This is a genomic window from Cupriavidus pampae, from assembly GCF_914271485.1.
Taxonomy (GTDB): domain Bacteria; phylum Pseudomonadota; class Gammaproteobacteria; order Burkholderiales; family Burkholderiaceae; genus Cupriavidus; species Cupriavidus pampae.
This window is the reverse complement of sequence record NZ_CAJZAG010000016.1, coordinates 73,498-99,265: the sequence shown is the minus strand read 5'-3', so window position 1 is coordinate 99,265 and position 25,768 is coordinate 73,498. Positions and strand designations below refer to the sequence as shown.

The 25,768-nt window shown below is 61.9% G+C and carries 33 protein-coding genes and 3 pseudogenes; 18 read left to right on the top strand and 18 right to left on the bottom strand.

What is annotated here, in order from left to right; all coding sequences use genetic code 11:
* Position 1 precedes the first annotated feature (1 nt).
* The 3 genes and pseudogenes from LDO41_RS31345 to LDO41_RS34190 all read right to left on the bottom strand — a co-directional run.
* Positions 2 to 1,726, bottom strand: coding sequence for a M30 family zinc metallopeptidase (locus LDO41_RS31345; RefSeq protein WP_223995343.1), 1,725 nt, complete (start codon positions 1,724 to 1,726; stop codon positions 2 to 4).
* 282 nt (positions 1,727 to 2,008) lie between these two features.
* Positions 2,009 to 2,329, bottom strand: coding sequence for a hypothetical protein (locus LDO41_RS31340; RefSeq protein WP_223995390.1), 321 nt, complete (start codon positions 2,327 to 2,329; stop codon positions 2,009 to 2,011).
* A gap of 43 nt (positions 2,330 to 2,372) precedes the next feature.
* Positions 2,373 to 2,504, bottom strand: a pseudogene (locus LDO41_RS34190) (N-6 DNA methylase); the annotation flags it as partial.
* Between the two features lie 243 nt (positions 2,505 to 2,747).
* Between LDO41_RS34190 and LDO41_RS31330 the strand changes: the two are divergent.
* Positions 2,748 to 2,963: a hypothetical protein gene (locus tag LDO41_RS31330; RefSeq protein ID WP_223995389.1), complete on the top strand. Its 216-nt coding sequence runs from the start codon at positions 2,748 to 2,750 to the stop codon at positions 2,961 to 2,963.
* A 97-nt stretch (positions 2,964 to 3,060) separates the two neighbouring features.
* On the opposite strand, the gene LDO41_RS31325 is transcribed toward LDO41_RS31330, so the two are convergent.
* From LDO41_RS31325 to LDO41_RS31310, 4 genes are all read right to left on the bottom strand, one after another.
* A complete protein-coding gene (locus LDO41_RS31325) occupies positions 3,061 to 3,585 on the bottom strand; it encodes a hypothetical protein (protein ID WP_223995341.1) in 525 nt (174 codons plus the stop codon).
* Positions 3,586 to 3,689: 104 nt separating this feature from the next.
* Positions 3,690 to 3,893: a hypothetical protein gene (locus LDO41_RS31320; protein WP_223995339.1), complete on the bottom strand. Its 204-nt coding sequence runs from the start codon at positions 3,891 to 3,893 to the stop codon at positions 3,690 to 3,692.
* 159 nt (positions 3,894 to 4,052) lie between these two features.
* Complete coding sequence (locus tag LDO41_RS31315) at positions 4,053 to 4,694, bottom strand: DUF6988 family protein (protein WP_223995337.1); 642 nt, start codon at positions 4,692 to 4,694, stop codon at positions 4,053 to 4,055.
* Positions 4,691 to 5,218: a hypothetical protein gene (locus LDO41_RS31310; protein ID WP_223995335.1), complete on the bottom strand. Its 528-nt coding sequence runs from the start codon at positions 5,216 to 5,218 to the stop codon at positions 4,691 to 4,693. Before LDO41_RS31310 ends, LDO41_RS31315 begins: the two co-directional genes overlap by 4 nt.
* Positions 5,219 to 5,381: 163 nt before the next feature.
* Here LDO41_RS31310 and LDO41_RS31305 point away from each other — a divergent pair, with 163 nt between their 5' ends.
* The 11 genes from LDO41_RS31305 to LDO41_RS31255 all read left to right on the top strand — a co-directional run bounded on the left by LDO41_RS31305 (position 5,382) and on the right by LDO41_RS31255 (position 13,402).
* On the top strand, positions 5,382 to 5,834 hold the full coding sequence (locus LDO41_RS31305; RefSeq protein ID WP_223995333.1) for a hypothetical protein: 453 nt from the start codon (positions 5,382 to 5,384) through the stop codon (positions 5,832 to 5,834).
* Entirely contained in the window at positions 5,831 to 7,291 is a 1,461-nt protein-coding gene (locus tag LDO41_RS31300; protein ID WP_223995332.1) for a 3'-5' exonuclease, read from the top strand. The genes LDO41_RS31305 and LDO41_RS31300 overlap by 4 nt, the downstream gene beginning before the upstream one ends.
* Positions 7,292 to 7,301: 10 nt before the next feature.
* The gene (locus LDO41_RS31295; RefSeq protein ID WP_223995331.1) at positions 7,302 to 8,519 is read left to right on the top strand and encodes a DUF1173 family protein; all 1,218 of its coding nucleotides are present in this window, start codon (positions 7,302 to 7,304) and stop codon (positions 8,517 to 8,519) included.
* Positions 8,516 to 8,845, top strand: coding sequence for a hypothetical protein (locus LDO41_RS31290; protein WP_223995330.1), 330 nt, complete (start codon positions 8,516 to 8,518; stop codon positions 8,843 to 8,845). The genes LDO41_RS31295 and LDO41_RS31290 overlap by 4 nt, the downstream gene beginning before the upstream one ends.
* A 142-nt stretch (positions 8,846 to 8,987) precedes the next feature.
* On the top strand, positions 8,988 to 9,590 hold the full coding sequence (locus tag LDO41_RS31285) for a hypothetical protein (protein WP_223995329.1): 603 nt from the start codon (positions 8,988 to 8,990) through the stop codon (positions 9,588 to 9,590).
* A 2-nt stretch (positions 9,591 to 9,592) separates the two neighbouring features.
* Positions 9,593 to 10,099, top strand: coding sequence for a hypothetical protein (locus LDO41_RS31280; RefSeq protein WP_223995328.1), 507 nt, complete (start codon positions 9,593 to 9,595; stop codon positions 10,097 to 10,099).
* Positions 10,096 to 11,160: a phage Gp37/Gp68 family protein gene (locus tag LDO41_RS31275; RefSeq protein ID WP_223995327.1), complete on the top strand. Its 1,065-nt coding sequence runs from the start codon at positions 10,096 to 10,098 to the stop codon at positions 11,158 to 11,160. The genes LDO41_RS31280 and LDO41_RS31275 overlap by 4 nt, the downstream gene beginning before the upstream one ends.
* A gap of 48 nt (positions 11,161 to 11,208) precedes the next feature.
* On the top strand, positions 11,209 to 11,541 hold the full coding sequence (locus tag LDO41_RS31270; RefSeq protein ID WP_223995325.1) for a hypothetical protein: 333 nt from the start codon (positions 11,209 to 11,211) through the stop codon (positions 11,539 to 11,541).
* Positions 11,538 to 11,807, top strand: coding sequence for a hypothetical protein (locus LDO41_RS31265; RefSeq protein ID WP_223995322.1), 270 nt, complete (start codon positions 11,538 to 11,540; stop codon positions 11,805 to 11,807). The genes LDO41_RS31270 and LDO41_RS31265 overlap by 4 nt, the downstream gene beginning before the upstream one ends.
* A 55-nt stretch (positions 11,808 to 11,862) precedes the next feature.
* Positions 11,863 to 12,456: a hypothetical protein gene (locus LDO41_RS31260; RefSeq protein WP_223995320.1), complete on the top strand. Its 594-nt coding sequence runs from the start codon at positions 11,863 to 11,865 to the stop codon at positions 12,454 to 12,456.
* Between the two features lie 52 nt (positions 12,457 to 12,508).
* The gene (locus LDO41_RS31255; RefSeq protein ID WP_223995318.1) at positions 12,509 to 13,402 is read left to right on the top strand and encodes a DNA/RNA non-specific endonuclease; all 894 of its coding nucleotides are present in this window, start codon (positions 12,509 to 12,511) and stop codon (positions 13,400 to 13,402) included.
* A 92-nt stretch (positions 13,403 to 13,494) separates the two neighbouring features.
* On the opposite strand, the gene LDO41_RS31250 is transcribed toward LDO41_RS31255, so the two are convergent.
* The 4 genes from LDO41_RS31250 to LDO41_RS31235 form a co-directional block, all read right to left on the bottom strand.
* Positions 13,495 to 14,418, bottom strand: a complete 924-nt coding sequence (locus LDO41_RS31250) for a hypothetical protein (RefSeq protein WP_223995316.1) — start codon at positions 14,416 to 14,418, stop codon at positions 13,495 to 13,497.
* Positions 14,411 to 14,701 (bottom strand): HU family DNA-binding protein, encoded by a 291-nt coding sequence (locus tag LDO41_RS31245; protein ID WP_223995314.1) that lies wholly within the window; start codon positions 14,699 to 14,701, stop codon positions 14,411 to 14,413. The genes LDO41_RS31250 and LDO41_RS31245 overlap by 8 nt, the downstream gene beginning before the upstream one ends.
* Positions 14,702 to 15,346: 645 nt before the next feature.
* Positions 15,347 to 15,871: a hypothetical protein gene (locus LDO41_RS31240; RefSeq protein ID WP_223995312.1), complete on the bottom strand. Its 525-nt coding sequence runs from the start codon at positions 15,869 to 15,871 to the stop codon at positions 15,347 to 15,349.
* A gap of 169 nt (positions 15,872 to 16,040) precedes the next feature.
* The gene (locus LDO41_RS31235; RefSeq protein WP_223995310.1) at positions 16,041 to 17,201 is read right to left on the bottom strand and encodes a helix-turn-helix domain-containing protein; all 1,161 of its coding nucleotides are present in this window, start codon (positions 17,199 to 17,201) and stop codon (positions 16,041 to 16,043) included.
* Positions 17,202 to 18,229: 1,028 nt separating this feature from the next.
* Here LDO41_RS31235 and LDO41_RS31230 point away from each other — a divergent pair.
* Both LDO41_RS31230 and LDO41_RS31225 read left to right on the top strand, forming a co-directional pair.
* A complete protein-coding gene (locus LDO41_RS31230; protein ID WP_223995308.1) occupies positions 18,230 to 19,261 on the top strand; it encodes a PRTRC system protein D in 1,032 nt (343 codons plus the stop codon).
* Positions 19,262 to 19,275: 14 nt separating this feature from the next.
* Positions 19,276 to 19,701 carry a hypothetical protein gene (locus tag LDO41_RS31225; RefSeq protein ID WP_223995307.1) on the top strand — a complete coding sequence of 142 codons (426 nt, stop codon included), beginning with the start codon at positions 19,276 to 19,278 and terminating at the stop codon, positions 19,699 to 19,701.
* Between the two features lie 257 nt (positions 19,702 to 19,958).
* On the opposite strand, the gene LDO41_RS31220 is transcribed toward LDO41_RS31225, so the two are convergent.
* The 7 genes and pseudogenes from LDO41_RS31220 to LDO41_RS31195 all read right to left on the bottom strand — a co-directional run bounded on the left by LDO41_RS31220 (position 19,959) and on the right by LDO41_RS31195 (position 23,765).
* Complete coding sequence (locus LDO41_RS31220; protein WP_223995305.1) at positions 19,959 to 20,177, bottom strand: hypothetical protein; 219 nt, start codon at positions 20,175 to 20,177, stop codon at positions 19,959 to 19,961.
* Positions 20,104 to 20,337: pseudogene (locus LDO41_RS34420) on the bottom strand (hypothetical protein); the annotation flags it as partial. The gene LDO41_RS31220 and the pseudogene LDO41_RS34420, both read right to left, overlap by 74 nt.
* Entirely contained in the window at positions 20,283 to 21,353 is a 1,071-nt protein-coding gene (locus LDO41_RS31215) for a DUF7146 domain-containing protein (RefSeq protein ID WP_377745252.1), read from the bottom strand. The pseudogene LDO41_RS34420 and the gene LDO41_RS31215, both read right to left, overlap by 55 nt.
* A 236-nt stretch (positions 21,354 to 21,589) precedes the next feature.
* A complete protein-coding gene (locus tag LDO41_RS31210) occupies positions 21,590 to 22,135 on the bottom strand; it encodes a single-stranded DNA-binding protein (RefSeq protein WP_223995301.1) in 546 nt (181 codons plus the stop codon).
* Positions 22,136 to 22,148: 13 nt separating this feature from the next.
* Entirely contained in the window at positions 22,149 to 22,931 is a 783-nt protein-coding gene (locus LDO41_RS31205; protein WP_223995299.1) for a hypothetical protein, read from the bottom strand.
* A 7-nt stretch (positions 22,932 to 22,938) separates the two neighbouring features.
* Positions 22,939 to 23,361, bottom strand: coding sequence for a hypothetical protein (locus tag LDO41_RS31200; RefSeq protein WP_223995297.1), 423 nt, complete (start codon positions 23,359 to 23,361; stop codon positions 22,939 to 22,941).
* Between the two features lie 98 nt (positions 23,362 to 23,459).
* Positions 23,460 to 23,765 (bottom strand): hypothetical protein, encoded by a 306-nt coding sequence (locus tag LDO41_RS31195; RefSeq protein ID WP_223995295.1) that lies wholly within the window; start codon positions 23,763 to 23,765, stop codon positions 23,460 to 23,462.
* Positions 23,766 to 24,034: 269 nt separating this feature from the next.
* Here LDO41_RS31195 and LDO41_RS31190 point away from each other — a divergent pair.
* The 4 genes and pseudogenes from LDO41_RS31190 to LDO41_RS31175 form a co-directional block, all read left to right on the top strand.
* Positions 24,035 to 24,340 (top strand): annotated as a pseudogene (locus LDO41_RS31190) (TraM recognition domain-containing protein); the annotation flags it as partial.
* Between the two features lie 6 nt (positions 24,341 to 24,346).
* The gene (locus LDO41_RS31185; RefSeq protein WP_223995293.1) at positions 24,347 to 24,856 is read left to right on the top strand and encodes a hypothetical protein; all 510 of its coding nucleotides are present in this window, start codon (positions 24,347 to 24,349) and stop codon (positions 24,854 to 24,856) included.
* A gap of 55 nt (positions 24,857 to 24,911) precedes the next feature.
* Complete coding sequence (locus tag LDO41_RS31180; protein ID WP_223995291.1) at positions 24,912 to 25,151, top strand: hypothetical protein; 240 nt, start codon at positions 24,912 to 24,914, stop codon at positions 25,149 to 25,151.
* On the top strand, positions 25,151 to 25,768 hold the full coding sequence (locus LDO41_RS31175; RefSeq protein ID WP_223995388.1) for a DUF4400 domain-containing protein: 618 nt from the start codon (positions 25,151 to 25,153) through the stop codon (positions 25,766 to 25,768). The genes LDO41_RS31180 and LDO41_RS31175 overlap by 1 nt, the downstream gene beginning before the upstream one ends.

Here is a 25,768-nt window from a genome sequence, read left to right as displayed (position 1 = left end):
CTTACTGAATCACGACCGACAGCGTCGAGCCCGCGGGCACCTTGACCGTTTCGCTGTACGTGCCAGACACGGACTTGCGCACAACGGGCAAGCTGGCGTACGGCTGCAGCGTCGCCGGTACCGCCTGAGTCAGCGTGCGGGTCGACAGCAACGTCTGCGGATCGATCACAGGTAGCGTGAAGCCGCCATCTGCCCGCGCCGGGAAGCCGAATCCGCCCGGGCTCGGCGCCTTCATCAGCGAGGCCGACGTCGCGCCGAACCGACGCAGTTGCTCACCGAGGCTCGAGGTCGGGGCAATCGCGCGGATCGACGAATCGAGCACTGCCACTGAGTCGGTGGTGGTGACGTTCGTTAGCAGGTGCTTATAGAAGGCCAGACCGAGTTGACGATCGAGAAAGCCACCCAGCGAGCCGGACACCGAGTAGCTGTCGCAGTTCGCGCCGAACGGGTCCCACGTGAGCAGACTGCAGTTGTACGACCCTGCCTTGTACCCCACATAGTTCGGGAAGCGAACGTCACGGATGGCGTTGTAGGTCGAATCGATCGACTGGCTCGCAAAGTCCTCCATCATCATCGCGGTGCCCTCTTCCAGCCAGGTGTCGAAGGCGTACGTTGGCCCCTTCACCACGGCACGGCGGTAGAAGTTCTGCATGTGCATGCCTTCGTGTGCCATCGTCAGGAGCATCGACTTCATGCCCGACGAGCCGCCCAGATAGAGCGTCTCCGCGTCAAGGTACAGCGAGACCGATTCGTTGCTGAATCCGTTCGCTGCTGCGGTCAGTGCGTTGCGCGCGTAGAAGTACCCCACCAGGCCAAACGGTTGATTGTCGTTGTCAAAGTTCAGGATGACGATATCGATCGGCTGTGCGACAGAACCGCTGACGAGATCGGAATACGGATGCGGGCCCCAGACCGGGCCGCCGGTCTGCTTGAGCATGTCGTAGATCTTCCCGGTCGGGACGAATCCGGCGTAGAGCGCATTCACGATCGTGTTGCTGACCTTCGTCGGATCGCTCTCGGTGCTTTCCACCCAGAAGTTCACGACCGTGCCATCGGACGCGGTATCCGAGCGCACCAGCGTCGTAGTGCGAACGCTGTTGTCCTCGTGAAAGAAGTTGCGCGTATCGCCGATGGCGTAGGCGGCGCGGAGCGGCGGCGTGGATCCGAACGAGGAGCCGTTGACGCCAGTACCACGGGTCCCGGCAAGCGCTGCCCAGCCATCGCGGTTGAAGTCCGAGATGCGGCGTTTGGCCGCGCCCTTGCCATCGTCCCACTGCAGCGAGCTCGCGGCCACCGACGGAAAGTATGATGCCGTCAGCGGGATCGTCGGCATGGTCTGCGCCGTGCCCGTCTGGTTCGTGAAGACGAGCGTCACATCCTGACCGGTAAGTCCGGAGATGCTGATCGGCATGTCCACGGCCGATGTCGTCGCATTGATGTTCTGCCAGACGCCGACGCCGCTGCCTGCGTACGTGTTCGCGTCCACCGCGGCGCAACCCGAGCAGGCCGGCGAGACAACGCTGGTCGGCTGCGTCACAGGGTTGGCCGGCAGGTTCGGGGTCCCGGGAGTGCCCGCCCCCGGAGTACCGGGCGTGCCGGTGGTTGCAGTCGTGGCTTGCACTGCGGGAGCATCGTCCCCACCGCCTCCGCAGGCGGCAAGCACGGCGGAGGTCAGCAATGCCAAGGCAAGGGACCCCGGGAAAGACAGATTGCGCTGGTTGCGCATATTTTCTCCTTATCGTTTGAACGCCGCCCATCGTCAATGCGCGGCATCTTTTCTATCGGCAGAGTTGCCAGTTCAAAGACCCCGCCTTTTGGGGGAGTCGCCTCCCCGCGACCGCGACGCACCAAGAGTCTCATCAAAAAAAAACGCCCTCACTAGGAGGGCGGTCGGGAACGGGTCCATCTGAGAGAGTCTGTAGCGGGGTCGTGCTACAGGAATCATCTTATCGGCAGACGATGGCCTCATTGGGGACAAAAGCTCGCCAATTTCGGGGGTGTTTCGCGGTTAGAACAGCGCGAGCTGGTCGTCAGGCACAAGGACGCGCAATGCCGCTGGGGGAATCGGCGTCTTTCCGGCGCGCGAGGTCGCGTCGGCCGTTGAGCGTTCGTCTGGTTCGCGGTCACCGCCCTCCTCCTCTTCTACGCGCTTCGGGCTCTGGAGAAGCTCCCGCATGGCCTCGGCCAGGCGGCGAAATCTGAGCTTCTCGCCCCAGCCTCCGACGACATGTGCCGGCGTGAACCAGGTAGACCAGGTCTCCACCGACAGCGCGTTGCCGTGAATGACGATGGCGGGGATGTGCAACAGCGCCAACTGGACATACGTCATGTGCACGCGGATCGATATCGATGCACGTGGCGTGCATCGTCTGCTGGTAGTTGTGGCCAGCATCGTGCAGCGCATCGGCACAAGCTATCGCCATGCCGCCCGCACCGCTGGCTGGTTCGCTGAGCGTCACGAAGCCATCACGCTGGACGAACGGAGCACCATCCCCTATGTTCATCCGCGCCATCAGCCGTGAGACGCTGTATGGCGTGAAGAACTGCCCCGCCTTATCGTTCCCGAGCTCGAGCATCATGTACGTCTGGCCAAGGACATCAGCCAGACCGTCGCCGTTCGGCACCCATCCCTGCACCAAATCCTCGACCGTCTGGACCAGCGCCCCAAACATCTGGGGGAAGCGCTCGCGGTCCACGCGCTCGTACCGCTTGATGATCTCTTCGTACCGTTTCTCACGAGCCTCGGCGTGGTGGCGATCAACGGTATTGCTGATGGACAGGGCTGCGATCTCCACGAAATCTGCGAACACCTCGTGGACGGAGTATCGGTGGCCGAACTGCTTGAAGAGCGACAGCAAGGCCTTGTGAGGCTCGCTGGCATTGCCTTCGAATCTTCGTTTTGCGGCGCGACTCATCGCGCCGACCTACGCAGAAATGGGTACGCGGCCGTGCCGAAGCCGTGAATATGCGTATGTACTTGAGGCATTTCAATCGGTTTTGAGACCGGGAAACGCCCCCTTCGGGACGTATCCCGGCGGGGTTGAGAGAGAGGTAGCTAAACTAGATATTCGGTTCCGTGAACACGGTGTCGAACTCTGGGCCGTTGCTAATCCAGATGCATGCTTTTGAACCGGAGCAACGGATTGCCTGAGCAACCCTCTTCGCATCGGCCAGAGAGTTGCAGGTGGCAATATCGCTGCCACCCTCCCAAACGATGTGCTCGTCGGGATGCGCGGGCGTATAGATGTAATCGGGAAGGCCACTGGCTACCGCAGGGGTGCAGGGCATTCCAAACGCGAGCTGGCCCTCCATTGCGCGGCACTCAATCTTGCCGTCGCCGTGGAACTGAACGCTGAACTCAATCCTGCTAGGAAGATGCCACCATTCGTTGCTATCCCGCCAGACTCGCACCGTCCTCTTGAAGAGATCCAGCCGACTGGAGTCCCATTGTTCGATCAAATCCGGGTCGTGTAGGCGTGCACCTTCGGGAAATCTGTATGCCCCAAAGTGTGCGTCCGCAATAGCAATTCGGTCGGATGCAAGCCGTCTTGCTTCGTTAATCGCTGCGTACTGCTGCTGATTCATGACGACGCCCAAGAGAATGTGAGAGCCAGATCCCTAGCGGGCTGACTCTCACTGAGGTTGAACTGAATGCGCACCGCGATGAGCGGTGCGATGGCATAACGACGTCAGGCCGGCTGGCCCGAGAGATGGGAGAACTTCGACAACACCCAAGCGACGGCCACCGCAAGAACGGTGGTCGCAAGCGTTGTCAATTGAAAGTACAGCAAGGCGAGGCTCGCTGTCGTCACGATAAAAAACAGCGCAACGAACAGGATCAAAACCAACGCAGCAACGGCGATGGCAGTCTCACGAGTTTTGATAACGGGCATGATGGCTCCAAAGAAAAATGGAGCCATGTCCCATTAGGGACAAAGCCCCAATGGGAGAGAAAAACAAGATGGCCGGTACGCCGGCGATGTCGATGCGCAGTAGCGCGGAGAATCGAGAGGATAGTATCGCGCCAGCGCCGCGCGATCAAGACCGGGGCGTCAGCTGCCGAGCTTTACGTCAGGCATGCAGTCCTTGAAATCGCTCATCAGGGCGCGCACAGACAACATGTTCGATTGTGGATCGGTCGAGGTAAGCGCGGCCATCTGCGCGGCGTAGATCAGCAGGCCGTTAGCGCAGCGCACCACGTTCTCAATCAATCCGATCGGGTATCCCTTGCCCGAACGGGACATGGGATGCATGCCGCCGTGGGTGAAGCTGTTCATCGCCCGCAGCGATTGCTCCCGGTACTCATCCAGATGCCGGACGATGTCCCTGACTCGCGGCTCCTCAAGCGCTAGAAGCTCGTCGAACATGACCCTCAGCCCCGGTGCCTTGTCTCCCGCGCGAGCCGACTCTTCGGTCAGCGGCGCGTGATACTTCCGTACCCATTTCTCGTCGGCCGCCTCGAGCAGCCACACGCCGCGGATCAACGTTTCGAATTGAGGGCGGAATAGCGCCATCGCCGCGTTTGGCATCCCGATCGTGAGCAGCGCGACAGCCCCAGCAGCGTGCTCCAGCGACATCAAGGCGCACTGGTAAGCCGATAACACTCTCGGATGGTCCGTCGGCACGCACTGCTTCATGCTCTCAGCCAAAGCGGTGTGGAACTCGGCTGAGCGCGAGGTAATCTGCAGCGTCATAGCGATCCTGTCTTTCGTGGCCGACGCGCTAGCCGATTGGCCGCGCGCATGCGATTGACGACATCCCACCGTCGCCGCGCAACCTCCTCGGGGTTCTCCAGCTTCGAATAGTCCTGCGGGCCTTCGCCGCCGAAGGGCACATAGTCCGCAGGCAGCTTGTCCGTGGACTTCAACTCGTCTCGCTGCATCCGCGCAAGCCCATCCGAGGTCTCGCTGATGGCCACGTAGTCCCAGCGCTCAGGCACCGCGGCCTCGGAGAACCAGACCTCGCCCTCCCCTTGCCCGACCAGCGCCACCACGTCGTACACGCTCCCTTCTTCCGAGGGGATCGCTCGCACCTCAAAGCGCAGCACTTCCGGTCGCGGGTGCCAAAACACCCGGTCGAGATACCGCTTGAACGTGAACGCGTCCAGGCGCGCGATATCGCTGTATTGCGGCTGCCCGAGCGCAATGAACTCTGGCTCGCTCTTCGGGCGTGTGCCGAGCGAAACCTCACGGAACCGCGTTGATGGGGGGTGGGACATGGTGCTTCTCAGGTAGAAAGGCGCCCGAAATTCTATAGCTTTTGCCCCAAAGCCCGAATGAATCTCGCGTGAAAATGGTTGTCGGCGAACGACGCTCGCCGGCCGCCTTGACATTGCGGGCCAGCCGGTAACGTGGTCTCAGACCACCACAACCACAGCCACCATGCGCTTTACCCGATTCGAACGCTACGAGCCCATCCAACGCAGCCGCCGCCGCGAGTCCGCCTTCGCGCGCAAGCAAACGCGCGAGCGGGAACGCTATCCGCTCTTTCCCGACCAGGTAGCCGGCGAGCAGCATGGCGCCGACGAAGAGTTCGCGCGCCGTCAGCGCCAGTCGGATCGCTTCGAGGCGACTCAGCGGGCCTTCCATGCACGCGTCTGGCGAGAGGCCCGTACCCGGTTCTTCTCGTTGCCGGAGGCTTTGAAGCAGGAGGTACGCAGCAAGTGGCGCGCATGGACCGGACCGACGACGGCCAATTACTTCAGCTACATGGTGGACGAGCTCAGTGGCGACCAGGCTCGCCGCGTCGCGGAAGCTGCCGGACGGCAGCGCGCGTACATGGCACAGCGCTACGGCAATATGCCGACGCAGCAACCACTGGAGCTGCCCCGGTGACCCCGACCGCCGAGCAGGATCAGGTTGTCGAGGCGGTACGCGGCGGCGACACCGTCAAGGTCAAGGCGTATGCCGGTGCCGGCAAGACCTCGACGCTGCGCATGGCTGCTGAGGCCCGTGGCCGCGCGCGTGGCCTCTACCTCGCCTTCAACAAAGATATCGCGACGGAGGCGGCCAGCAAGTTCCCGCAGAACACCCGCTGCCGCACCGTCCATTCGCTCGCGTTCGGTGCCACACGGCCCGAGATCACCCGCAAGCTCAAGAACCCGGTCGAACCCCCGCATCAGCTGGCGCTGCGCTATGGCTTCGGCAAGCTACGCCTGCCCACCACGATCGGCAAAGATCTCGAACTCAGTCCAGGCAAGGTCGCTCGGATGGTGATGGATGGCGTTGCACGCTTCTGCGGCTCCGCACAGGCCGAGCCGCTGGCGTGGCATATCCCCGTTGACGCGATCGTGAAGGAGGAGGACGCCGAGCGCCTGCGCGAATCGTTGCTGCCGTCTGTCCGGAAGCTGTGGGAGGAGTACATCGACCCGGCCTCCCCTTCCGCAATTTCCCACGGGGTCTATGTAAAGCTTTGGGAGCGCAGCCGTCCGCGTATCGGCGCCGACTTCATCCTGTTTGACGAAGCACAAGACGCCGACGGTCTCATGCTCTCGGTACTCCGCGCGCAGCAGGCGCAAGTCATTTACGTCGGCGATCCGTACCAGCAGATCTACGAGTGGCGTGGCGCCGTCAACGCCATGGACCACATCCGCGCCCCCGAATGCGCTCTCACCGAATCGTTCCGCTTCGGCCCCGCCATCGCACAGCTGGCGAGCCGCATGCTGCAACTGATGGACGAGCATACGCCGGTGCGGGGACAGGAACACGTCTCCTCTCGCATCCTGCACGAGTCAGTACCGGGCCGGGACCGCTTCGACGCCATCCTCTGTCGCAAGAACGCGACCGTGCTCACACATCTCGCTCAAGGCATCGGCCGCGGTGATCGCGTAGCCGTCCGCGCAAAAGTGGATGAACTGCAGGCCTTCGCAGACGGCGCCGAGCAGCTGATGCACGGCCAGCGCGTGGCCTACCCCGCCACCCTCGCGCTCTTCGAGTCGTGGGACGAGGTCCAGGAATATGCCGATTCCTTCGCCGGCCGCGATCTGAAGCCGCTGGTCAAACTCATCGACGACGAGGGCGTGGACTACCTGCGCCTCATCCTCACACGCGTGTCGCCCGAGAATGAAGCGGACTACATCGTCTCGACTGTGCACCGCGCCAAAGGCCTCGAATGGGATCGCGTGCAGCTCGCAGGCGACTTCAAATTCAAACACGGCGATGACGGAAAGATGACCATGACCGCCGAGGAGAAGCGGCTGTTGTATGTGGCCATATCCCGCGCGAAGCATCTGCTCGATATCAGCGAAATTCGTCGCGATCTGTACACCATGTTCCGGGACGCCGGAGTTTAGGAGAACACATATGATCACCGTGCGCATTGGCGGGTCCGAGTTCCCGCTCGACGACGTGCTGGACGATCCGGGCCGCTATGCCCGGCAGCTCGAGCGCGCCAAGACAACTCAGGGCTTTGCCGAGTGCGGCTGTACCACCGCCCGGCCTCGCCCCAAGCTCGTCATCCGACGCCATCGCAAGATTTTCCTGCTCGCCCGCTGGCCAGAACAGGCCCATCACCACGGCGGCAGTTGCCCCTTCCACCGGCAGGCGCAAGCCAATGGTGGCACGGCGGACAGCCTCGATGCCTTCCGTATGCGCGACGGTCGTCATGACATGCGGCTCGATGTGACGCTCGTCGCGTCCACGCATACGCCGACGAAAACCGTGCAACGCACACCCACTGGCCAATCCAGCAAACCGCAACGGCGATCTGCCGGCCTGCTGTCTTTCCTCGAGTACGCATGGGAACAGGCTGGCCTCAACGTCTGGCCGGGCTCCGGCTCGCGCGGCTGGAGCGCTTGCTGGTCGCAGCTGACTTCGGAACTGGCCGACGGTCGTATCAACGGCAAGCCAGCGACGGATCTGCTGCACGTGATGGAACGATGGGAGCCCGCTCGCAAGGCCGACATCCTCGCGGCGTTCGACGCGTGGCAGGCCCGGCTCACCTCGACCGCGTCCTGTAACCCGCGTGGCATTCTGATCGGCGAGCTTGAGTCGCACGGGGCGAGCCAATACGGGGGCAAGCTTGCGCTGCGCCAGAACAGCCAACGCTACTTCATGTCGGCCGACATCTACGCGCGCCTGCAGGCATCGTTTGGCGGCGCGCTGGCGGCGATCGATAAGCCCGACCAGCGATGCATCATCGTGATGCTTATCGAGAAGTCCCGGTCCGGCTACCTCACGGTCGTCGATATCGCTGCGATGCTGGCCAACCGCCAGTTCCTGCCCTGCGATTCCTCGCACGAGGTCGCGATGGCGGATTACCTTGTTGCCCATGGCCGGGCATTCCGCAAGCCACTGCGCCACATCGGCCGCGCGCCGGTGCATCCTGACTTTGTGCTGACCGACGTCAACCCCGAAGTCGTCATCGAGGTGCTCGGGTTGTCAGGCAACCCCGAGTATGACGCGCGGATGGCCGCGAAGCGCCAGCACTACCGTCAGCATGGGATCCCGTGCATCGAATGGGACGCCTTGGAGACGCCCATCGATGGCCTCGACCTGAGCAAGGGCGGCCAGACGCAATGAACGCAGAAGCTTTGTTCCAGAAGGCGCTGGCGTTGGTCCACCAGCATCGTGCGGCGTCCGCCGCGCTGCTGCAGCGTCATCTAGGCGTAGAGCCCTCGACCGCTGAACCGCTGCTCGAGCGCATGGTGCGGGAGACGACCGCCGTGCGCCGCATGCCCAACGGGCTCTATCTCTACATCCATGGCGCGATCAGCGAAGAGCTGGCCTCGCTGCACGGCTTTGCGCAGATCGTGCTCGATGCGATCGCCGCGGACAGGGTCGATGCTGCCCAGCTGCGCGACGCGGCCGTTCGGTTTGGGCTCGCGAAGGTGCCCACGGGCGGATAGACGCGACGGCGACTTGACTTTACCAACGGCTAGATAGGCTGAAGGGGTCAAACACTTCTCCGCCACCATGCACCTGTCCTTTCCTCCGTTGCCCCCTCCGCCCTCCGCCGGGGCGTCCAACGTCCAGAATGCGCTCGACCGTATGGATGCGCTGCTGGACCCGGCATGCGGCCTGCTAGCTGTGTCCGCTGACTCCGCCACCGCACAGGCCTGCCGACGCGATATGGCGCTCATTCGTGCCACCTGCTCAGCCGCTCCCCGATTGCTGGCCACTCCATCCGCTTCGTCCGCCCCACCGCCCTTCACTGGCCATTGGCGTGGCAACAACGGCGTCGTCACCTGCGGCACGTTGCGCATCTTCAGCGAGAGCTTCGACACCAATCCCGCCGACGACATCAAAGCCGGCATCGTGCGTTGGGTATGCGAAACGCTGAATGCCGCGCAACGGGCCGATGCGCCTAAGCCGCTACCGAGCGGCGGCCGGGACGCGATGTACTCCCCACCCTTGCACCTCGTGAACCAGGTCGCCGCTCTCATTGCGGCAGATCTACTGGGCCAGGCCACGGACGATGATCGCTTGCTGGTCTCGATCCGACTCGTGGAGCTGCTGGTGCGCGCGAACATACATCCGCGCTGCCCGCCGCCTGCAGATGAGGTAGAGGCGGCCGAGCGCGAGCATCTCGGCTGCGCCTACTGCGGCACTGGTATCTATCACGAGGCCGAGCGCCCACGCGCTGCCAGCTAACCATGCCTACAGACGACCGCTATTTCGGCAAGACCATCGAAGAGCATTGCGACGCGGGCACGTGTTGGCTGTGTGGCAAGGCCGTCGACTACTCGCAGGGCTGGCACACGACGACCGGTGGCCACTGGAGCTGCGTGGCCACGCTGCGACGCGAGGTCGAGTCGTTCGCTCGCAATGCCCGGACGGCCCCTTATCTCGCCCGCGCCAATGGTGGCCACTACATCCACACGATCGACCCCAAGTCCGACGTATCCCTGTGCGGTCATTCACCCCGTGATACCGCCCGCCGTATGCGGTCACGCGGTCGATGGATTGAGGTTCGCGACGTCCCGCGCGGCTACAGGCGATGCCCGCACTGCGAACGTCTCATCGCCGCCAAACACGTGGTCGAGCAAGGATCCGGTGACGCCGCGCGTCAGCCAGTTCCCAGCGACACCAACAAAGACACCAACCGAGACACCGATCGAGACACCCGCACGCGGGACCTGTTCGAGGATGAAATGCAATGAGCGAGAACAGCAACATTGAGTGGACTGACCACACATGGAATCCATGGGAAGGCTGCCAGAAGGTCGGCCCCGGCTGCGATCTCTGCTACGCAGAGACGCGCAACGCGCGCTTCGCGGGCGGTCACGCCGTGAACTGGGGACCGGGTGCGCCACGCCGACGCACGTCCCCTTCGAACTGGCGAAAGATGGTCCGCTGGAACGCCGCGCATGCTGCGTTCGCCGTAGTACGCGGCCGCCGGCAGCGTGTCTTCTGTGCAAGCCTCTCCGACGTCTTCGACAACGAGGTGCCGATCGAGTGGTTCATTGACATGCTAGACGTCTGGCGGCAGACGCCAAACCTCGACAAGCTCGTCCTGTCGAAACGCATCGGCAACGCCATGAAGCGGCTCCGTGAAGCGTTCGATACCCTCGTGCTGAGAGGTGACTGTGCGGAGAATCCGCTGGTGCCGTGGCTGGCGACATGGATCGCCGGGAATGCCCCCGCCGATATCTGGCTCGGGGCAACGGTCGTGAACCAGGCTGAAGCGGATCGCGACATTCCGAAACTACTTCGTGTGCCGGCGAGGGTCCGCTTCCTGTCCATCGAGCCACAGCTCGGCCAGGTCGAAGTCTTCTCGACACTCACCGGCGAACTGCTGCACACCTCAGGCAGCGAGTACAACCCCGGCGCCATCGACTGGATCATCGCCGGCGGCGAGAGCGGCCCCAAAGCCCGTCCGAGCCACCCCGCATGGCCGCGCGCCTTGCGCGATCAGTGTGCAGCCGCCGATATTCCGTTCCTGTACAAGCAGCATGGCGAGTGGGCGCCGGGCTCCGGCGATTTCGGTGCTGGCCGCTTCCGGACCGCCGCAGTCGCATTGGACGGACGCGTCGTCGAAGGCGGACATGAAGCCGTGAACTATCCGACTGGCGCATCCAGTGCCGATCATTGGGCCACGGTTCACCGTGCCGGTAAGAAGGCAACTGGCCGATTGCTCGATGGTGTACTGCACGACGCCTTTCCAGTCATGCGCAGGAGCGTGGCGCCGCGTAGCGTGCCCGAGGCCGCCCGAATCAATTAAGACTGTCATTTACCGACGGCGTCAGCCGAACTAGATAAGGATCAACGCATGCCCCGTACATTTGCAGACTGGTTTGAAGCTGCCTTCAGGCAACCCGTTCCCGAACAATTCGCCACGTTCCTCGCCGCGCACCCAAACGGGCTGCGGGGCGACGGGATTTCTATCTACGCGCCGGAAGCGATCATTGGCGAAACCGAAGATCGCGATCTCGAGAAGGAGGGTGTCTGCCTCATCGGCAAGTGCGGAAACACCATCACGGACATCCTCCTCCGTGCGAAAGACGGCCGAGTCTTCGTAGTCGATCGGACCGATTACAAGGTGGTGGACGCATGGTTCGCCTCGATCAGCTCGCTCACTGGCTTGGTGGAGTTCGACGATTGACAACGATCGACGAGGTATCCGAGTATCCAGAACCGGAAACTGTCCTTGCCATCCGCGGGGCGATCACAACAGGCCGCAACGGTGGTCCGATGGGCCCGCCCGGAAGCTGGCTCAATGAATTCTGGCAGATCGGGGCAGCCCTGCGCGATCACGCGGAGATGCTTCACGGCTTCCAGACCACTGCACGCCACGATGTTTTGAGCGTGACTGGCGACTCGTGGGGTGTCGAACGGCCGCCTATCGAACAACTCGCCTCATTCGCCTGACGGGCAGAGGCCGCGGGCAGGCATAATTCCGGGTTTTAAGATCCGGATTCGCGCAATGCCCAGCGGCCTCCTCCAATGCGCCCACTGCGACGGCGCCCCCCTCTTCATCGCGGGGCGACTGCAGGCACTGATCGTCTGCGAAGAATGCGGGATCTCTACCCCACCCATCGACATGGACGGGAAAAATCGAGATGCCGCATTCACCCAGCTCAGCGCGATCTGGAACAACCGTGTGGAGCACCGGCCGGCCGACGCAACAGCTATCTCCATGACCGCGCGTCGCGCGCTGACCGCCTCCGACATTCCATATTTCCTGAATCTAGTCGCGTCGACCACAGCGGCCGATTGGGCAACGAATGGCCCGCAGCTGTCGGCCATGGCTGCAGCGCTCGCGCAGCCAGGGTACGAGTTTATGCACGTCGATCCCCCCGAGACCGTCATCTCGCAGGCGACGCGATACCAGAAGCTGCTCAAGCGCGCGAAGATCATCTATGTGGACGGCGCCCCGATGGTTCGCTTCGAGCCGGTGCCCGCGCTATGCGCCGAGATCGCCGAGGAAGCGCTGGCCGAGCAAGACTGGCCGCTGCTCGATCTGCACGAATTCATCGGCAAGGCCATCGATGGCGTGCCAGACCACTGGCAGCCTTGACATTGGCGCGCCGCCGGTAGGCTGGACTTATCTCTGGCCACCCATCTCCCAAATGCTCCGCCGCTCGCTTCTCATCCTCGCCCTCGCCCTGACCGCGGCAACCGCCAGCGGCAAGGAATCCGCTCCCTGTGCCCATGTACTGGAGGCTGGCCAACCGGTCGTTCATCGTTCGGCGCCTGCATCGCAGCTGCTCTGCTACCGTGCTTTCGCAGTGCTCTACTCGGGCGAGACCCGGACCGCCCTGTGGTCGGCCGAGCGCCTGACGGGTGCGGCCGCAGACGCAGCACGATCGCTGCCGCGCGATAGCGACTTCTACGAAGAGGATCGCGTGCCGCCCGCCGATCGCGCGAAGCTAAAGGATTACGCCCGATCTGGAATGGACCGCGGCCACCTCGCCCCAAGCGGAGACTTCGCCGACAAGGCCTCGCAGGCCGAGAGCTTCAGTCTCGCCAACGTCGTACCGCAGGACAAGGATTCGAATCGCCGCACGTGGAGCCACATCGAAACGTCCACGCGGCGACTCGCGCGCCAGTATGGAGTGATCCACGTCGTGACAGGTCCGGCCTTTACGCGAGACAGCCGGATGCTCAACGATCGCGTCCGCATTCCGGCGTTCCTGTGGAAGGCCATCTATGTGCCAGGTCTCGGCGCGGCCGCGTATGTTGTTCGCAACGACGCGACGCCGGCGTACAGCGTCACCAGCATCGAAGCGCTCGCGCAGTTCAGCGGTGTGGATCCGTTTCCTGCGCTTCCCCGAAGCCAGCGTGCCGCTGCCATCGACCTTCCACCGCCGACGCCCCATCCGGGAGAGAAGGTAGCCCGGCGCGTTCCATTCGCGGCGCTTGTCTCCGGTGGCAACACGGATGTGGGAAACAAGGAATCGCTAGATGCTCTTGCACAGCGCGCCGGCGGACTCGCCATCCGCGTGGCGGCTTTCCTGAGATAGGGATCGCGATCGCGCGAGGAACATGTTCCTACCAAACAATGCAAAAGAGGCGTCCAAGGACGCCTCTTTTGTGTTCCAAGCCCGGCCTATTATCACAACAGCCAGAAGGCCAGCAGCCCGTAATAGAACGAGAGCGGGATGCCGGCGCCGAGAAGCGACGCAGCAACGAACCGCAGCCGGGAAGGCCGTGGTGCATATGCCAGCGCTCGCGCACGCTCCCTGACCGCCGGCACCATGCTGCGGACGGGATTGCTCGGCATCGCGTCGATATCGCAGCTCGCGAGCCACTCCATGTCGGAGTTGTGGATCTCCCCAACGAAGAGCGATATTTCCTTCGCGCCCAGACGCCGCGCGCGCTCGGTCGCGAACTCGAGCATGAAGACACTTCGCAACGGGATATTGAGCTCGGGCTCGATCATCGCCAGCCATGCCCAATCCGGATCGGGAAACACAGGACCACGCATCGAACCGAGGCCGGCGCGCCGCCAGCAATTCTCGACCAGGTATTCGTAGGGGCCGGGGAAGCCCGCAAGCCGGCGGCGCTCGCCGGGCGCGATCTGGTGGAAGGCAGCAGACCCGCCAATGTCCTGCAGGCGTCGTGGGCCACCGCGCCCAAATCGATCTCGGTCAGTTCGTCGCTCGCGCCAGCTGCTATACGCAAGGCGAAACAATCTCGCCGGCGTCAACGCCGCTTTGAACTGCATGCGAAACGCGTCGCGCAGTGGTATCTCGGTCCAGTCGTCCATCTCGACCTGAACGCCGCGGTAGAGCTTGGCGAACTTCGTCTCACCGAATACCAGCTCGCCGGGGGCGCTCTGAATCGCTCTCTCGACCAGCGCCTTGTACTGGCGATTCGTGCCACCCGTGAGCCCGTGGAGCACGCCGAAGACATGGCATCGCACGCCCGCGTACTCGAAAGTCACGCTGTCGATACGCTCAGCGATGTCCTGATCGCCGGCGAGAACGTCCGAGACGGGCAAATAGGCTGGCACGCTGGCAGCAGCGGCATTAGCCACGACTGCCTCCGTTCACGGCTTCCTTAAACTTCTGCCCAGCCTTGAACTTCACCGTCCTCGCCGCCGCAATCTTGATTTCCTCGCCCGTGCGGGGATTGCGCGCCATACGGGCAACACGCTCCCCAGGATTGAAAGAGCCGAAGCCGACCAGCGACAGCGTCGCGCCGCTGGCAACCGCGTCGATGATCGCATTCAGCGTAACGTTGAGAACCTGCTCGGCCTTGGCCTTCGACACGCCATCGACGCCCGCCGCGATCACGTCGATCAATTCTGCTTTGTTCACTTGAATTCTCCGCAAGGTTGGTGAACGACCATTCAACCATGCGGGGCCCGCGCGGCAACCGCCAAAAGCGGTGCCATTTCTTCGACGTTTCTCAGTCTGGCCTGTTTTCCTATAGCCGCTGGCGCAATGGGACTTCGAGGAGTCTTCAGGCCGAGCAGATATACACGGCCTTGGCAGCATTCTCTAAGTCGGCTCGGACAAGCGGAATTTCCAGTCCCCTCAGTACGGCTTCACTGCATCGCGAAACGTGACGGACGCAGCGGACACCTCTGGCCAAGGCCTAACCTCTCCCGCGTTCATGACACCACCATGAGGATTTGGAACGGCTGAAGCAATTTCACAGAGAAACCTGTCCTGAGACCGAAGCCACCCGACTACCCATGGCTGTCGTTCCAGGAGCTCCGGCACCTGATCGCACAGCAGTTCGAGAAGCTCGCGATTTTCATCAATGCGCTTCTGAATTCCTCCCTCTGAGGACACCACAACGCGATGAACCAAGGGCGGGTCACCTGTAACTAGGCGGCGAAACCAATTCAACGTCTCTGCTTTGTTCACGTACTTTTTCATTAGTTTGCTGAAAGTCCATTGAACCATGCGGACTGCGCGCGGCCGCCGCCAAAACCTATGCCATTTCCCCGAGGTTTCTCAGCCTAGCCGATCTTCCTTCAGGCGCTGGCGCAACGGTACTTCGAGGAAGTCTTTCAGACCAAGCAGATATGCACGGCCTTGGCAACATTCGCCGAGATTCTCTACGTCGGCTCGGACGAGCGCAGCCGCGAGAGACTTGCCGAGGCGCCTGCCCTGATCCGGACTTGGCAGCTTCAGTTCGGCAGAGATGCGGAAGATGCAGCCTGCCTCGTGGAGCTTGCTGCTTTCCTGCTGCCAGCCGCCGCGCGTGAGCATCGGGTCCGCCAGCCGCGCGAAGTGCATCGCCACAAGATCGCTCAGGTAAGTGCCTATCGCTGGGTCGCGCCCCCACATCTCCCCCAGCGCCAGGTAGGGATTGTCCGCAAGCCGGCCCTCGATGCCGATCTCGCGCCTGTCTGCAACATCGTAGGTATAGAGAAGGATCGTTCCCCACGCGCTTCGCAACCCACGCCTTCTGACGAGACTGGACCCCGGGCGAGACACCATTTGCCACGGCCAGTCCGCGGTGGCATCAGGCGTCAAGCCCTTCTCCAACATTCGGCAGAGATCGCCGTCCGAGTACAACTTGTCTATGTACATTGCAAGCTTTCTTGGATTCAAGGCCGCTAAAGCCGAGAAACACGCTATGTTTATGTCGTGTTATCGCGGAAATAGGTCGAGCATGCTCGGACTTTTGGACCCAATCATCTAGTCAGGATTGGTCTCCCGATTCATAACGCTCCAACAGCCGGTAAAGTGCACGCCGGCTGATTCCGAGAGCGATGGCAGCTTTGCTTTTGTTCCCACCATGCTCTGTGACCGCCTGCGCCGCCTGTGTTGGGCTGATCACCAAGCGACGCTTCACCTCCTGCGTTGCGTAGGTAGACAAATAGGCGTTCGCTTTGCTTACCCGACTGTGCCCCGCGGCCTCGGCCACCCGACGCTGCCCTTCACGGTGCACTTCGCGATCAACTCGGCGTGACCCGTCCTTGATGGGCGCCAGCTCGCCAGTGACGTCCGTATAGAGCCCTTGCATATACTCATGACGGAGTCCGTGAGGGGTTCGCCCCAGGCGACCTTCCTTCGTCACCCCGTGCTTCGCCACCAGCTCGTAGAAGTGGTTCGACCATGAATCGTAGCTATGCGCATCAGGAATGGTCGATCCTGTCCTACTATTCTTGAATCCCGCTGCGGCCACCAGTAAATCGTATTGCTCTTTGGGCCGAGTGATTGGAACCGGTCGGCTTCGCCCGCCTTTCGATCCTTCGCTCACGAAGATGGCTCCGTCTCGCAGATCCTGCGTGGGTCGGAACTTGAATGCTTCCTCTACGCGAAGGCCGAATTTCCACATGAGCCGGAGCTGCAGCCCCGCGATCGCGTCCTCCGCTTCGATTCGCCGAATCTCCACATCAATATCAATTCCCTTCCCCGACCAGCTCAGATCCTCTTGCGCCGTGTAGTGGCGCTTCAAGCCAGCTGCCTTGCGGTCCACGTAGCGCTCCAGCGTTAGCACGAGGTTCGGCTTTCCCATCCAATGCGCGGTCGCCCGTAGGTAAGTCAGCTTGTTTTCGATCGTCCCGCCCGTTTGCCCCTTCTTAACCCAGTAGGTCACGAGCCACGTCACATGCTTGTGTCGAATCGACCACGGCGACTCAATGGCATATCCACCTTCGCCTCGGAGCTCGCGAATCGCAGCGCATACGCCCACGAGTCGATACTCCTGAGTCTTTACGCTGAGTGCATTCCGGCTACGGCGTGTCTGGCTGTGGATCCGATCAACGTTGTCCTCGAACAATGCGATCAGCTCACTTTCAAGTCGCTTCGGAAATCCATAGCTACGGATCTTCCCGCGATAGTCGATTCTGATGCCCATCCTATCTGTCCTGTTACGTGGTATTGAGCTGCGCCGATACCAGCCATGGCGCGCTCGTCGCGCATCGTCGTATGCCGTTGGAAGCCCCGTTCATCCAACTGCTGCCGATTGCTTGACCCCATCGGCACAGGGCACTGCCTTCCAAACCTTTAGCGATAACATCGATCAACCAGACGCAGGGAAGAACTGCGGTCCGGCTGCTCGCGAAAGACAGATCAGGCTCGCGCCCACTCCGCTCCGCGAATACCTCGGTTGCTGCGTGCATGACGCATGCGTGAGACCAACGTTTCCGTTAGCCCTCCGGGCAAATCGTTTTTGCGCATTTCTGTTTCCGGCTGCGCCTACCAGGTCGTCATGTGAAGGGATTCGCGATAGCCGTTGGCCCAATCGCTTCTAATCCCCCGTCCCTAAGTCAGTTCACCTTGGCCGCAGTGTGTCGGGCCGCCTGAACCGTACCCAGCGCTTTCGCTGTGAGGACGTGTCTTCCGTGGATGATGGGTGTGCGACTGTGCGCCCCCCAATCGGTCTCAATGTGTTACAGCGCACGCTTGGGCGCCGAGATCGAGTGTTATCGCGGTGTGCAGCCTTCCTCAGTGTCGGCCACTTTTTGCTTGATTAGATTGAAAAAAATGCCGGATCAATTTCCGGCGTGCACAGTGGGCCTCGCATGACTCTTCTCTCGAAGAACCGAAGGCCAGATTTGCCGCGCGAATGGCGGCGAGGTCGATGCGTCGGGGACGCGGTAAGAGCCCACAGGATAGCCGAACACCGCGGCATCGAACAACCGAAACACGCGCGATTTCAGGAGGTTTCGACGACTTGACATTGAATTTCGCTCTGTAGAGTTGGTGACATAGGGAGGCACTAAGTGGAACTTTCGGTGAGCATCTGTCAGTTGCTCACCGAAAGTCACCGAAGCATCTGACACCAAGTGTCAGATGCCGGACGAAAGTCACCGTATCTGTCAGATTGAATCAAGCCTTCCCTGTTCGTCATCAACCTCGCAACAAACCTTTCGGAGCGAATCCATGCAGCAACAGAACAGCGAATCGAAGATCGCGAAGACCGCCACCCTTGCGGTCGATGTGGGCTACGGCAACACCAAGACCGCATTTGCGCTCGGGTCCGAGATCAAGACGAGCATGTTCCCTTCGCTCGCCCCCCAAGCGGCGACCTCGAGCCTCACGCCCGAGAGCGGCACGATCTTCCAGGCGCGGAAGGTGGTGAATGTCATGGTGGACGGGGCGCGATATGAGGTTGGACCCGGTGTGTCGCTCAGCGGCGCCTACAACACCGGCCGTGCGCTGGCGGAGGACTACGTCACAACGCCGAACTATGCCGCGCTGCTTGCTGGCGCACTCTTCTATTCGGGTGCCGCCGAGATCGACCGACTTGTGCTTGGCCTGCCGGTGCATAACACGCAGAAGTACGCGGGCTTCCTGCGCGACCGATTCGTCGGCCAGCACGATTTTGGCTGGGGCGAGGTCAATGTGAAGTCTGTGATGCCGCTGCCGCAGCCGCTCGGCACGCTCGTCACCTATATGCAGCAGAGCGGCAAGCAATACGACCCTGACAACTCGTATCTGGTCATCGACGTGGGGTACTTCACCACCGACTGGATCGTGGCCCGCGGCTACACGATGGACGATACGCGCAGCGGTGGCGTACCGGGGGGCGCGGCGCGTGTCTACCAACAGATCGCGAACCTGATCGCGGCCGAGCAAGGTCAGCCGTTTGACGCTATCGAGCGCGTCGACCACGCGCTGCGCACGACGGGCAGGCTGCTGTTCTATAAGCAGGACCTCGAGCTGAGCCGCTATCTCACCGAGGCAATGGCGGTCACCAATCCCGCAATCAAGGAGCTGCAATCGCGAGTGGGGCGCACCGACGACATCCGGGCCATCATCCTGACCGGCGGCGGCGCGGCGCTGTACGCGCCCACGATTCGCGCGGCCTTCCCGCTGAACGACATCCACATGATGGATTCGCCGTGCTTCGCCAACGTGCGAGGGTTCTACACCATTGGCGCCGCACGTCAGGCGACCAAGGCTGCCGCCTGAACGAGGAGGCGCATATGGACAAGCTGGAGATGAAGCTCACGCTGACGTCCGACTCCACGCCGGAGCTGCTTCGCTATCTGAGCGGAATCTCCAGCGCCCGGGATCGGGCATTCATCCTGAAGCGGCTCGCAACGGTTGGGCTGTCGATACTGGGCGACGGCGTGGGCGCCCACGCGATGCTTCTGCCGTCTCCGGCAGCCGCATTGCCGACTGGGAATCGGCCCGACGTTGTGGAGCAACAGCAGGCCACGCCATCGCCCCCGGCTGAGCAGAAGCCTGCTGCCCCTGCGGCGGTGCCCGTGGCTCATCCTGCGCCGGCACCCCGCCCGGCAGAAGATGAGGCACTAAGCCAGCGAACTCCAGACAACGCTGCACAGCCGGCAGGATTCGATTTTCTGGATCTCGATGCACTGAACGCCGCCACGGCGCAGTTCGTTTGAACACTTGACACACAAAATTCTCTGGCAAGCTTGTACTATCACCACACAAACCGAGGAGCAACGATGTTCGATTACCTGTCCACCACTGCCGACGTGAACCGCTTCGTCTTCTACGTCGCGATCGGCTTCTGCGTCCTGCAGGCTGTCATCGAGGTCTACAAGGTGGTTCGCAGCCGCAACTGACACCTTTGCGGTGCGCAGAAATAGAAAAAGCCCCAGCAATTGCTGGGGCTTTGTTCGTCAGGGATGGGCAAGCTTCAGTGAAGCGTGCCGTGTGCGAGGCAGAAGTCGGCGGCCGAGTCAAAGGACAGATTGCCTTTGACCAGCGTGAGATCGCGCGATTGCTCGCGGCGGTAAACGTGGAAGAACTGCGCTTCCGACTTGGGTACATGAACATCGGACGTCGCGGTTCGACGCATCGCGTGAATGTGCAGCTTGTTCACGATTGCCGTGAAGCCTTTTTGTTTTTGCGGCATTGCAATACTCCTGAGAGACAGCCTGCCGAAGATGGGATTCGCCCGTGTGGGACGAACCCACAGGGCAGAGGTTAGAAAAAAGCCGCCTCGGGGGGCGGCAGCAGATCAGGCAGCGATTGCCTGTTGCGACATCTGGCGTAACTGATAAACGGTTCGCCATTCATCGCAGAAGTCAGTGCCACGCACCTTGGGCCGGTGCATCACCACGTTGAAGCCTTCCTTGCGGAGCCGCTTCTGCAGTGTCAATGCATCAGCCATCCCGGGGGACTTTTGGGTACTCGGGTCAACAGCGTCAAAATCGGCAATGACATGCACCGTCGTAATTCCCAGGCCCTCGGGCACGACAAACTGGCTGAGCAGCACGCGATTCAGGCAGTACCAAGTAGGAATGCCAAATTGCATGTAGGCGGCATACGCCGTCTCCAGACCTTCGGCAATGGCCAGGTGGCCACGTCGTGGCGCCATCAACCTCACGGCACCGCCCGCAAGCGGTAGCGCCGTGACATCGTTGCGCTTGGCCGGAAGCACCTCACCGTCCTGCGTGATGATGGTGGCCTTCTCCGGCTTGCGAGGATCGAGCGATGTTCGGTGCACGGTCGCCATGCGGCCGTCGGGCAGCGTGAACTGCGCAACGATCGTTGGATAGCGACCTACTACCTGCTTCTCGTACCAGTAATCCTGAACCGCCAGCCTCAAGGCCTGCGGCATTGGCGCTCTCAGCCCGGGAACTCTCGCGGCGAGATAGCGCATAGCATGGTCACCGGCGGACAAGCACGATGCGCTTGCCCACTGGCTCTCGATCCGGCGCAACCTGCTCGCCGAGTCGATCGCCTTCCGACTGGCCACCGGTCGAGGCGCCGTGATAGCAGGAAGATCGATCGGCCCGCCATTCAGGACCCGCTTCAATTCGGAGTACGACATCTCCGTGTAGCGGCGAACCAGCTCGAGGCCATCGCCTCCGGCCGGACTGCCGTCATTGCACTTGCGGCATACCCAGTCACCGCGACCGCGGTTACGGGTATAGGTAAATCGATCACTGCCGCCACACATCGGACAGGGGCACGGTCGCCCCCGCCAGAATGCATCCGTCAGAACGCCGGTCGGCAGGTACTGCGCGACGAAGGCATCCCACTGGTCAGGCGCCCAGCTCTTAACAATCTCACTCAGGTCTTTCAGTTTCATGGAATGACTCCTGTTGGGAGTGGTGGGTCGATGCCTGAGACAGGCGAAGGAACGCTTGCTCAAAAGACATCCCGGCGATGAGCCAGAAGGTCTTTTCAGCATGGCGCTGGCGATGGACTGGAAGGGGATGGCGCTGCGGATGCAGCCAGAACAGGAGAAGAGGACTGCTGCCGGAGAACCCGGCAGCAGTACAAAAATCAGAACGCTGAAACTACGACGTGACAACCCGCTCAGAACGGGATGTCGTCGTCCATATCTTCAAAGCCGTTCGACGGCGCTTGTGGGCGGCGTTGGCCCCCACCTTGACCGCGAGCTTGGCCGCCACCTTGCTGGCCATCTCCAGCGCCGCCGCCTTGACCGCGGCCGCCACCTGTTGCTTCGCGGCTGTTGCCACCGCCACCACCACCGTAGCCGCCGTCATCGCCACCGCCACCACCTTGACCACGGCCGCCCAGCATTTGCATCTGGTCCGCGACGATCTCGGTGCTGTACTTGTCTTGGCCCGACTGATCCGTCCACTTGCGCGTGCGGATACGGCCTTCGATATAGACCGATGAGCCCTTCTTCAGATACTGGCCCACGATCTCGGCGAGCTTGCCGAAGAAAGCGATGCGGTGCCACTCGGTGGCTTCCTTGAACTCGTTGCTTTGCTTGTCCTTGTAACGGTCGGTCGTTGCCAGCCGGATGTTGGCCACAGCGTCTCCGCTGGGCAGATAACGAACTTCCGGGTCAGCCCCGAGGTTGCCGACGAGGATCACTTTGTTGACGGATGCCATTTGTAGATTTCCTTCAGTGAATGCGATTGATTGACCAGACCCAGCGATCCCAGAACTTCTGCTGGTTGGTCTCACGATCGATAATGGGGTGCCCGGTCTTCTGATCGAAGGCAGGCACCTTTTCTTTGTGGAGGCGGCGAATGCCAACGCGCTCGCCGAGCTCGCAACGGGCACTGGCCAGAACGTCCTTGAGGCCCTCACCCTGCAGTACCTTCTCGCCCGCGCTGGTTTCCAGCTTCACGGCGAACGAGGTATAGGTCGGCTTGCCACCGGGCTTGCGATTGGGGAACTCCATCTCGCCCCACTCCAGCAGCTTTCCGACGGTGTAGTTGGACGAAGAAGCTTCAGCAGCGCGCGGTTTCGCTTGAGGTTCCGCGACGGTGTGCTCGGTCTGCGCAGCTGCACGTGCCTTCGGCTCCGACTTGGTGACCTTGCGGGGAGCTTCAGTCGATTGCTTTCTGGCTTCGCGCACCACATCTTCGGCCACTTGCTGAGGCGTGACGCCAGGCTGATCGTAGGTGCGCACCTTGCTCCAACGCGGCACGACCTCGGGCAGCAGCTTGTTGCCGAAGGTGGTGTGTTGGATCCGCCGATCGAACTCGGCGACAAAGTGCACCACGCGATCGCCTTCGTCCCGGAACAGATTCGGGATGCCGTCGATCTGCATGTGGAATTCGTTGTCAGCGCCCGTACCCACGGGGAGCGCGTCCGCGCAGGCGTCAGGATTGCTGGGAGGGTCGGCACGCTCGCCGGCGAATGCCGCGGCGGCCTGTTTAAGCAGGTTGAGAAGTGACATGAGATTTTCAGAGAAGTGCGCCGTAGCACTGATGCTTGACCTGATTGAGGACAACTGTCAGGCCGGCATTACCAAGAACCACGTCTTGCAGGACCTCGGGGCTCACGCCACTGATCTCGCATACGTAGGTATAGGGAATCGCGCCATCCCAGAATCCGAAGATCCAGCCGATCGTCATGAAGAGTTCTTTGCGATCAACCTCCTCGTTACGGATGCGCAATCGCAACAGCTTTGCGCAGTCGAGGAGAGATTCGGGCATGTTGACGCCGTGCCGGCTACCACAGGCCAGCTCGATGAGCGCGTCTGTGAGTCGCTCACGCAACGCGTCATCCATGGGGTCTCGCCGGGAGCGAGCCGCCGGGCGACGAGCAACGATGGCAGTCGCTTCTCCGAAGAAGTCTAGCTGCCATCCTGCGTTGGTTGTTTCCATGATGGTCTCCGGACGGGCGTCCGAAGACCCACCTGCCGGCGGGTATCGGATACCCGCGACAGGTGGAAGAAGGCCGCCCGGAGGTGGGCGGCAATGGATCAGGAACGGTTGTCCGTTCCCGTTCGGCGAATCGGCGTCACAACTGCCGAGCGTTCGTACTTGCGCTCGGGCTGTTCCTCCGGTTGAGGCGCTTCGGGCTTCGACTTGGTCGGATAGTCCGGCATCGATACCTTCGGCGCGGCAGGGATGCTACGGCTGCTGTTGACTGCCTTGTTGTACAGATACGAAATCCCGACCACCGTCACAAATACGCCGACGGGGAAGGACTTCGATGCGAGATACACCACCATGCAAATGACGAGCAGTTGCAGGGGGCGCTTAAAGAGATTAGCAAGGGATTCCACGGTTTCTCTCCGAAACAAAAGCAGGGGGGATGGTCCTGACGGATGTCAGGCAATGGTTCGATGCTGATGAGCAAGGAATCCCGTGGACAGCGCGCGTGAACGCGCTTGCGTCATGCCGTGGCATGGCGCAAGAGCGCTGGTGCTAGGGAAACAAGGGACTGAGCGAGCGGCAGGTAGCCAACTTCGCTGATCGATGCGTGTGAACGCGGTGTTCCGTAAATCGTAGCTGAAGATTCCAGGCTCACGAACCCGGAAAGCTCACCAAAACCATACGTGTTCTGGGCAATCTGAACAACCAGATCGTTTTACGCTTGGAAGACATCGACACTGCGCAGTGGTTCGCAGAGAAGGCAGGTACCACGGCGATTCAGAACATCGTGGTCTCGAGCAGCACGAGCACTGGTACCGAGGCTCACGTCGGTGAATTCAGCGGCTCGGTGTCGCGCTCTATGCAACTGGAGAAGGCGCCATTGATTCCGCCCGAACTCATCATGCAGCTGCCCAACCTGCAGTACTTCCTGCGCATCTCCGGTGGCTCGGTCTATCAGGGTCGTATCCCGATCATTCAAGGTTAATTGCCAATGCGTTCCCCTACCCTGTTCCGGCAGATCGTCAAGCAGTACCGGATGTCTACCAAGCTGACGCCGATCTTCACGCTCTCGCCGGATCTCGATGACATCTGCACGCGCGTTGTGGACTACATCGGTATCAACTTCCGCATTCGCGACGAGCCGCTCGTCGCCGAGATGCTCAACGATGCGATTCAGGCTTGGCGGCGTGCCCGCAAGCACGGCGATGCCAATGTCGCGTTCATGCAGGGGCTCTTCGGCCGTGCCCACGACCTGTACGCAAAGCGCTATGCGGCCTTCAAGGGCGATCGCTACAACGTCTGGTATCCGTATCTCGAATCCATTCCCGCGTTCGAGCAACGCCAGCCGTCCGGCTATATCTGTCAGGTAGTGGAAGAGCCCGTGCCGGGCCACGTCTCTCAGCGCTGCGCATCCTTTCAGCTCGCCGCGCGCGTGCTCAACGGCTACAGCTTCACCCGCTACTTCGAGGGCTACGATGTCGCTGGCAACTTTACACACTGACGCACGTCGGCGCCTTGCCACCGTACGCGGCTATCCCGCGAGGCTTGCCTCACGCATGGCGATCGGCGTTGCTGTGCGCGTGCTCAAACTCGATCCGTCGCGCGCGGCCGACATGCATGCGTGGCACACGCACACCGACCACGCGGACGCCTCTCCGCCGGACGCTCTCGTAGGTGATGGCCGCGCGCTGGCGTTCGCTCTCATCGGCATTGCCACACATCGGCCGCAGTTCCTGATCGGAGCGCTCGCTGCGCTGTCAGTGCTGCCCCTCCTCATTCTGAGCAAGCTCCTGTAATCATGGCCAGCCGATTTGCCTCTCACGTCCGTCTGTGGCTGTTCTTCGCGCCGCTGATGATCTGTGTAGCCGTCCCATTCCTGCCGGACAGGAGTGACTTCGAGATCAGCGCAGCGGAGCAGTCGTCCGTGGCGCGTGTGCTCGGCGACGCGCGCGCTGACCGCTCTATTGCGATCGCCAACGAGCGCTTTGTTCGCTGGTTTGTCGCGCCAGGTGCCGTCAAGGCGTCGTTCTCCGGTTCCGACACCGACACGATGCTCTCCGACGGCGGCGCGGCAAAGTTTGGGCGCAACTGGATGCGCAACTTCTGGCTCACGATCTACCGCGGCGTCTATCGCGCTTCGGTGGCTCAGTATTGGGCATTCGGCGGCATCGTGCTGTTGATCGCCCTGCTCAACGACGGCGCCGTGTCCCGCAGGATTCGTGCGGCGTCCGCCGGCTTCGCGAACCCGGTGACATTCCACGTGGCGGCGCATGGCCTGCTCGTGTGCTTTGGCTTTGGCGCATCTGCCCTGCTTCTGCCGTTGCCGCTTGCGGCGTACTGGTGGACTGCCGGCGTCGCCATCGTCGGCATGCTGAGCTGGCGTCTCGCTTCCTCATTTCATGTCGGGCGCTGA

What these genes read in the sequence shown, in the direction of transcription:
- LDO41_RS31230 (WP_223995308.1), top strand. Translation starts at nt 18,230, where the DNA reads ATGCAGCAACAGAACAGCGAATCGAAGATCGCGAAGACCGCCACCCTT.
- LDO41_RS31270 (WP_223995325.1), top strand. Translation starts at nt 11,209, where the DNA reads ATGCCCCGTACATTTGCAGACTGGTTTGAAGCTGCCTTCAGGCAACCC.
- LDO41_RS31295 (WP_223995331.1), top strand. Translation starts at nt 7,302, where the DNA reads ATGATCACCGTGCGCATTGGCGGGTCCGAGTTCCCGCTCGACGACGTG.
- LDO41_RS31180 (WP_223995291.1), top strand. Translation starts at nt 24,912, where the DNA reads ATGGCGATCGGCGTTGCTGTGCGCGTGCTCAAACTCGATCCGTCGCGC.
- LDO41_RS31275 (WP_223995327.1), top strand. Translation starts at nt 10,096, where the DNA reads ATGAGCGAGAACAGCAACATTGAGTGGACTGACCACACATGGAATCCA.
- LDO41_RS31235 (WP_223995310.1), bottom strand. Translation starts at nt 17,201, where the DNA reads ATGGGCATCAGAATCGACTATCGCGGGAAGATCCGTAGCTATGGATTT.
- LDO41_RS31310 (WP_223995335.1), bottom strand. Translation starts at nt 5,218, where the DNA reads ATGTCCCACCCCCCATCAACGCGGTTCCGTGAGGTTTCGCTCGGCACA.
- LDO41_RS31210 (WP_223995301.1), bottom strand. Translation starts at nt 22,135, where the DNA reads ATGGCATCCGTCAACAAAGTGATCCTCGTCGGCAACCTCGGGGCTGAC.
- LDO41_RS31315 (WP_223995337.1), bottom strand. Translation starts at nt 4,694, where the DNA reads ATGACGCTGCAGATTACCTCGCGCTCAGCCGAGTTCCACACCGCTTTG.
- LDO41_RS31320 (WP_223995339.1), bottom strand. Translation starts at nt 3,893, where the DNA reads ATGCCCGTTATCAAAACTCGTGAGACTGCCATCGCCGTTGCTGCGTTG.
- LDO41_RS31280 (WP_223995328.1), top strand. Translation starts at nt 9,593, where the DNA reads ATGCCTACAGACGACCGCTATTTCGGCAAGACCATCGAAGAGCATTGC.
- LDO41_RS31205 (WP_223995299.1), bottom strand. Translation starts at nt 22,931, where the DNA reads ATGTCACTTCTCAACCTGCTTAAACAGGCCGCCGCGGCATTCGCCGGC.
- LDO41_RS31305 (WP_223995333.1), top strand. Translation starts at nt 5,382, where the DNA reads ATGCGCTTTACCCGATTCGAACGCTACGAGCCCATCCAACGCAGCCGC.
- LDO41_RS31225 (WP_223995307.1), top strand. Translation starts at nt 19,276, where the DNA reads ATGGACAAGCTGGAGATGAAGCTCACGCTGACGTCCGACTCCACGCCG.
- LDO41_RS31345 (WP_223995343.1), bottom strand. Translation starts at nt 1,726, where the DNA reads ATGCGCAACCAGCGCAATCTGTCTTTCCCGGGGTCCCTTGCCTTGGCA.
- LDO41_RS31200 (WP_223995297.1), bottom strand. Translation starts at nt 23,361, where the DNA reads ATGGAAACAACCAACGCAGGATGGCAGCTAGACTTCTTCGGAGAAGCG.
- LDO41_RS31255 (WP_223995318.1), top strand. Translation starts at nt 12,509, where the DNA reads ATGCTCCGCCGCTCGCTTCTCATCCTCGCCCTCGCCCTGACCGCGGCA.
- LDO41_RS31220 (WP_223995305.1), bottom strand. Translation starts at nt 20,177, where the DNA reads ATGCCGCAAAAACAAAAAGGCTTCACGGCAATCGTGAACAAGCTGCAC.
- LDO41_RS31185 (WP_223995293.1), top strand. Translation starts at nt 24,347, where the DNA reads ATGCGTTCCCCTACCCTGTTCCGGCAGATCGTCAAGCAGTACCGGATG.
- LDO41_RS31325 (WP_223995341.1), bottom strand. Translation starts at nt 3,585, where the DNA reads ATGAATCAGCAGCAGTACGCAGCGATTAACGAAGCAAGACGGCTTGCA.
- LDO41_RS31290 (WP_223995330.1), top strand. Translation starts at nt 8,516, where the DNA reads ATGAACGCAGAAGCTTTGTTCCAGAAGGCGCTGGCGTTGGTCCACCAG.
- LDO41_RS31285 (WP_223995329.1), top strand. Translation starts at nt 8,988, where the DNA reads ATGGATGCGCTGCTGGACCCGGCATGCGGCCTGCTAGCTGTGTCCGCT.
- LDO41_RS31340 (WP_223995390.1), bottom strand. Translation starts at nt 2,329, where the DNA reads ATGACGTATGTCCAGTTGGCGCTGTTGCACATCCCCGCCATCGTCATT.
- LDO41_RS31260 (WP_223995320.1), top strand. Translation starts at nt 11,863, where the DNA reads ATGCCCAGCGGCCTCCTCCAATGCGCCCACTGCGACGGCGCCCCCCTC.